This window comes from Streptomyces sp. 13-12-16 (assembly GCF_002114215.1).
GTDB lineage: Bacteria > Actinomycetota > Actinomycetes > Streptomycetales > Streptomycetaceae > Streptomyces.
Window position 1 is genome coordinate 1 of the sequence record NZ_NCTE01000134.1, and the last position, 5,313, is coordinate 5,313.

Consider the following 5,313-nt stretch of genomic DNA (forward strand, 5'->3'; position numbering starts at 1 on the left):
CGTCCAGGGCGGCGGCGGTGAGCGCACCGGCCGTGGAGGCGGCGGCGAGCGCCGGGCCGACCCCGGCGGCGAGCAGGTCGGGCCCGCCCGGGACCCGGAGCACGGTCGCCCCGGGGAGCACCCGTTCCCGTACGTCACCGGGGAACGCCCCGGCCACCGCGTCCCGCTCGACGGGGACCGCGGTGGCCACGAGGACGCGTGCGGACGACGTGATCGGGATGATCAGTCTTCCTTGTTCTTCAGCCGGAAGGACCACAGACCCGTGGTCTCGCTCTCGCCCTCCTTGATCGACACCAGCGTCGAGTCGCCCTGGGCGCCGTACTGGGGGTTGAAGAACACGCTGCCCGGGATGACCTGGTAGGTCTTCTTGCTGGAGTCGACCAGCGGCTGACCGTTCATCAGGATGGTCCAGCCGTTGTCGGCGACCTCCGGGTCGACGCCGAAGCGCACTTCCTTGGCGGGGTCGACGTCGATCTCGTCGATGCCCTTGTCCTTCAGGCACTTGTTGAGCGTCTCGGTGTTCAGGGCCTCGCCCTCGCCACCGCAGGTGGCCTCCGAGCTCACCGAGTCACCGCCCACCGTGATGGTGGCCATCGGCGTCGGCTTGTCACAGGCGGCCAGGACGAGCAGTCCGGCGGATACGGCGCCGACGGCGGCGACGGCACGGCGGCGTCGCACAGCGCGGTGACTCGAAGCGGCTGCGCCGCGGGGCAACGTGGTCATGGGGCGAAGGCTATCTGGCGAGTCCGCCCCACCCCCCATGCGGGGGTACGGCGTGGCCGCGCCGTTACGCCACTCGCGCCCGTCCCGCGTTCCCCTGCCGGGCCGAACGGACCAGCCCCCGGACCGTGGTCAGCCAGCCCGCGGCGACGATCGCCGCGCCCACCGCCAGCCCCAGCGGGCCGACCAGCGGCATCACGATGCCGATCGCCCCGCCCAGCACCCACGACATCTGCAGCAGCGTCTCCGAGCGGGCGAACGCCGACGTCCGCACCAGCTCGGGCACGTCCCGCTGGATCAGCGCGTCCAGCGACAGCTTGGCCAGCGCCTGCGCGAACCCGGCGACCGCGGCGAGACACGCCACCAGGACCGCGCCGAAGAACGCGGCGGCCAGGACCGCCGCACTCACCACACACGCCACCACCGTCACGATGATGATCTCCGGGGCGCGCGACCGCAGCCACGCCCCGACCGCCGTACCGAGGGCGTTGCCGGCCCCCGCCGCCACGCCCACTATGCCGAGGGACACGGCGGCGCTCTGCCCCGTCATCGGGTGCTCGCGCAGCAGGAAGGCGAGGAAGAAGATCAGGAAGCCGGTGAGGCAGCGGATGGAGGCGTTGGCACCGAGCGCGTGGGTGACGGCCGGGCCGACCGTCCGCAGGCCGGGACGTTTCTCCGCCTTGCCGCGCGGGCCGTGCAGATGCCGCTCGTCGGCGGCGAGCAGCGCCACGTCCTCGCCCTTCGCGGAGTCCACCTTCGGCGGCAGCCGGAAGGACAGGAACATCCCCGCCACGAAGATCGCGAACGCCCCGTACAGCGGCCAGCGCGGCCCGACCTGTTGCAGGCCCGCGCCGATCGGCGCGGCGATCCCGGTCGCCAGCAGTCCGCCGAGGGTGACCCGCGAGTTCGCCTTCACCAGGGAGAAGGCGGGTGGCAGCAGCCGCGGCACCACCGCGCTCCTGACCACCCCGTACGCCTTCGACGAGACCAGCACGCCCAGCGCCGCCGGGTACAGCTCCAGCCCGCCGGTGACGACCGCGCCGGACAGGACCAGCGCGAGCAGCGCCCGGGCGAGCATCGCACCGGCCATGGCGGCGCGGCGGCCGTGCGGGAGGCGGTCGAGGAGCGGGCCGATCACCGGGGCGAGGAGGGTGAACGGCGCCATGGTGATGGCGAGGTAGAGGGCGACCCGTCCGCGCGCCTCGTCGGTCGGCACCGAGAAGAACACGGTGGACGCCAGCGCGACCGTGATCATGACATCGCCGGCGCCGTTCACGCCGTGCAGTTCGATCAGTTTGCCGAGCCCGGACTCCCCGGCTCCGTGCGCGTGGGTCGCCCGGCGGATCCCCCGCGCGGTTCTGGTCACCGGGAAGTGCAGGGCGCGCCCGAACGCGCGGAGACGGCCGCCCGCCCGGCCCGTCCCGAAGCGTCGGCCGCTGCCCCTGACCCCTTTCGGCCCACCGGTCCCGGTGGCGCCCTGGGGTGTCCTCGCGGTAGCCACGACGCCATAGTGCCCCGAGAAGGCCGTGTGTAATGCCGTATCACCGTGGACGCCGCCCGTGGTGCGGCTGTACGGCCGAACACCGGATGCCGACGGGAACGCGCCGCCGGGGGGCGGCCGGACGCCCCCGGAAACCGGCGCGCGGGACTCCGTAACAACCGTCGGTGTAGGCCCAGCGCACGCGAGAAGGTAGCGTGCGTATCTCAGCCATCCCGCAGAATGGATGGAGGCGCGCCCGAGCACGTTGTTGCGCGGACGTCGACGCGGTCCCACGGTCCGCTCCGTCCGCCCCCCGTGCCCGGGAGTGGCGCACTCGTGAGACGGCGTAGGAGAGAAGCGATACCTGTGAGCGCAGCGACAACGCGAAGCCGCACCCCCGACCGTCTGTGCGCCGAGGCCGTCGACCTCGCCCGCGCCGCAGCCGAGGAGGTCGCCGCGCCCGGGGTCGTGGGCGGACACGAGGGGCTGGTCTCCGAGGGGGACCGCGTCGTCACCCACTTCTTCGGGTGCCACGAGCCCGGCTACCGCGGCTGGCGCTGGGCCGTCACCGTGGCCCGCGCCTCCCGCGCCAAGATCGTCACGGTCGACGAGGCGGTGCTGCTGCCCGGCCCCGACGCGGTCCTCGCCCCGGAGTGGGTGCCGTGGAGCGAGCGGCTGCGCCCCGGCGACATGGGCCCCGGCGACCTCCTCCCCACCGAGGCCGAGGACCTGCGCCTGGAGCCCGGTTTCTCCGGCGAGGAGGAGCCGCCGCCGAGCTCCGCGGTCTCCCACGAGATGGCCGACCTGGTGGAGGCGGAGGACGCCGAGGTCACGGCCGGCGCCCCGGCCGGCCTGCCGGTCGCCCCGTCCCGCGGTTCGATCGCGGCGGTCGCCGAGGAACTCGGCATGCGCCGCGCCCGGGTCCTGTCCCGCTACGGCCTGCACAGCGCCGCCGACCGCTGGGAGGAGGGGTTCGGAGCGAAGACCCCGATGGCGCAGGCGGCCCCCGCCTCCTGCGTGTCGTGCGGCTTCCTCACCCCCATCGGCGGCTCGCTCGGCCAGGCGTTCGGCGTGTGCGCCAACGAGTTCTCCCCGGCCGACGGCCACGTCGTCTCCCTGGCCTACGGCTGCGGCGGCCACTCCGAGGCCGCGGTCATGCCGAAGCCCCCGCAGCCGGCCCCGCCGGTCATCGACGAGACCCGCGTCGACCCCTTCCCCCTCCGCCCGTCCGCGGACTCCGGCTCGGTCCCGGCGACGGAGGACGCGTCGTCGGCGGAGCTGGGGCACTCGTAGGACGTCGTCACAGGTTGTCCCCCCAACCGCCCTGGATCATGGTCTGGAACGCCCATCTCCCGTCCCGCCTGAGCAGGATGTCGGCATAGCGGAGCCGCTGGGACGCGCCGTCGGCGGTCATGGTCGAGTCCGTGAGGACCACGGCCATCGAGGGGGACAGGAACACCGGGGTCCGGGTGGACTCGAAGGTGATGTCCTCACTGCCCTCGCCCATCACCTGGGTCATGACCGCGACGAACTGCTCACGGTCCCACTGCGCCGACCGCCCGTCGCCCGCGGAGTCGTCACTCACGAGGTTGAGGGGGAACACGGCCAGGTCCGCCATGCGCTCGACGTCACGCTTCCCGCTCGCCGCGTCGTACTCGGCGAACCACGCGTCGAGGCTCGCGCGGTCCTCCGCGGTCGGGGTGTATCCGGTGTCGGGGAGGTAGGTCATACGGGCTCCTTCGAAGGATGACTAGTCAAGCTTGTCTAGTGATCGACGGAGTAGTGTCTACCTCTCGCGGGAACTGGTCAAACTTTATTGGCAATGCCCCTTGGTGTGGCCTGAGTCACATCAGGGGTGAGGGGTGCCTACTGGCCCTCGAAGATCTCTTCGGTCTTCGGGACGGTGACGGCGCGGGCGAGCCAATGGCGAAGGAGGTCGGGGTCGGTGCAGTCCGTGATGCGGCTGCGGACGTCGTCGGAGACGTCGAGGCCGCGCTGCTCCAGGACGAACAGGATGTCCTCGGCACGGTCCTCGGCGCGGGCCTCTTCCCGGACTTCCCGCTGGACTTCCTCGCGGACTTCCTGCCGGACTTCGCGCTGGACCTCTTCGCGGACTTCGCGCTGGACTTCCTCGCGGACTTCTTTTCGGACTTCTTCTCGAACCTCTTCGGCGAGGTAGGACTTGTAGAAGGAGAGGTCCACGGCCACCAGGTTCCTCCAGAGGTGCTTGGCCGGGTTCTTGCCCAGGCCCTGTGCGGTGAATTCGATCAGGGGACTCGCGATGTCTTTGGGCTCGTCCCGCAGTGCGGTGGACAGGGCCTTCAGTATCGCATCGACGACCGGTTCGGCAGCGTGTGTGATGGCCGCCAGGCTGGCCAGGGCCAGGTCGGCGCGGGCTTCTTCCGGATCGGTGATCACGGGCATGTTGTGCGGACCGGCGACCATGGGACGAAGGGTGAGGGTGGGCATCTGGGGCGGTCCGCAGCTCACCGACTGCTGGGCCCATTTGGCCGTGGCGTGGTCCTGGCAGACGACCAGGAGGGCCGTGGGCAGCCGGTACTTCGACCACAGGTACGCGGTGTAGTACGCCCAGCTCGCCGGCTTGTCCGGGTGTTTCCTGCCCTGAGCCTCGATGGCCAGGAGGAACGGGCCCTGCTCCGCGGTCTCGAAGCGGAGGAGTGTGTCGACCCGGCGTTCGACGGGGTTGGTCTCCGTCAGGTCGGTCGGAAGGGCTGTCGCCTTCACCGGGGTGGGGATGTCGACTCCGAGGAAGCGCGAGACGCGGCTGAAGAGTCCGGGGTCGTGCTGGAAGATGCGGTGCATCGCCTCATGGGGCGGGCTGACCATGGGTTTCCTTACTGGCTTCCGGGGCGAGCGGTGGCTGCACGGCAGTCGCGGCAGTGGGTTTCGGTTTCGGGGGCGCGGAAGGCGCGGTCGCAGCCGTCGCAGGTGCGGAGGCCGTGACGGGCGGGTGGTGGGGCGGCCGGGGCGCGGAACGGGGGTGGGGGCGGCAGGTGCGCCGTGAGGCGGTGGGCGAGGAGGGCCCCGGGACGGCGCAGGGGTTCGTCCGGCAGGTCGGTGGTGAGGGCGTGGCGTACGGCGGTGGGGGTGGC

5 protein-coding genes and 2 pseudogenes are annotated in these 5,313 nt (G+C 72.0%); 1 reads left to right on the forward strand and 6 read right to left on the reverse strand.

Annotated features, from left to right (window positions below; all coding sequences use genetic code 11):
• The 3 genes and pseudogenes from B7767_RS06205 to B7767_RS06215 form a co-directional block, all read right to left on the reverse strand.
• Positions 1-190, reverse strand: a pseudogene (locus B7767_RS06205) (futalosine hydrolase); the annotation flags it as partial.
• A gap of 32 nt (positions 191-222) precedes the next feature.
• On the reverse strand, positions 223-723 hold the full coding sequence (locus B7767_RS06210) for a DUF2771 domain-containing protein (RefSeq protein WP_256923336.1): 501 nt from the start codon (positions 721-723) through the stop codon (positions 223-225).
• Between the two features lie 64 nt (positions 724-787).
• Positions 788-2,221 carry an MFS transporter gene (locus B7767_RS06215; protein ID WP_085571244.1) on the reverse strand — a complete coding sequence of 478 codons (1,434 nt, stop codon included), beginning with the start codon at positions 2,219-2,221 and terminating at the stop codon, positions 788-790.
• A gap of 345 nt (positions 2,222-2,566) precedes the next feature.
• Here B7767_RS06215 and B7767_RS06220 point away from each other — a divergent pair, with 345 nt between their 5' ends.
• Positions 2,567-3,493 (forward strand): DUF3027 domain-containing protein, encoded by a 927-nt coding sequence (locus tag B7767_RS06220; protein WP_085571245.1) that lies wholly within the window; start codon positions 2,567-2,569, stop codon positions 3,491-3,493.
• A gap of 7 nt (positions 3,494-3,500) precedes the next feature.
• Here the strand turns inward: B7767_RS06220 and B7767_RS06225 are convergent, their stop codons facing one another.
• From B7767_RS06225 to B7767_RS47805, 3 genes and pseudogenes are all read right to left on the reverse strand, one after another.
• A complete protein-coding gene (locus tag B7767_RS06225) occupies positions 3,501-3,929 on the reverse strand; it encodes a DUF4440 domain-containing protein (RefSeq protein ID WP_085571246.1) in 429 nt (142 codons plus the stop codon).
• Between the two features lie 137 nt (positions 3,930-4,066).
• A complete protein-coding gene (locus tag B7767_RS06230; RefSeq protein WP_085571247.1) occupies positions 4,067-5,047 on the reverse strand; it encodes a hypothetical protein in 981 nt (326 codons plus the stop codon).
• Positions 5,048-5,055: 8 nt separating this feature from the next.
• A pseudogene (locus B7767_RS47805) lies at positions 5,056-5,313 on the reverse strand (helix-turn-helix domain-containing protein); the annotation flags it as partial.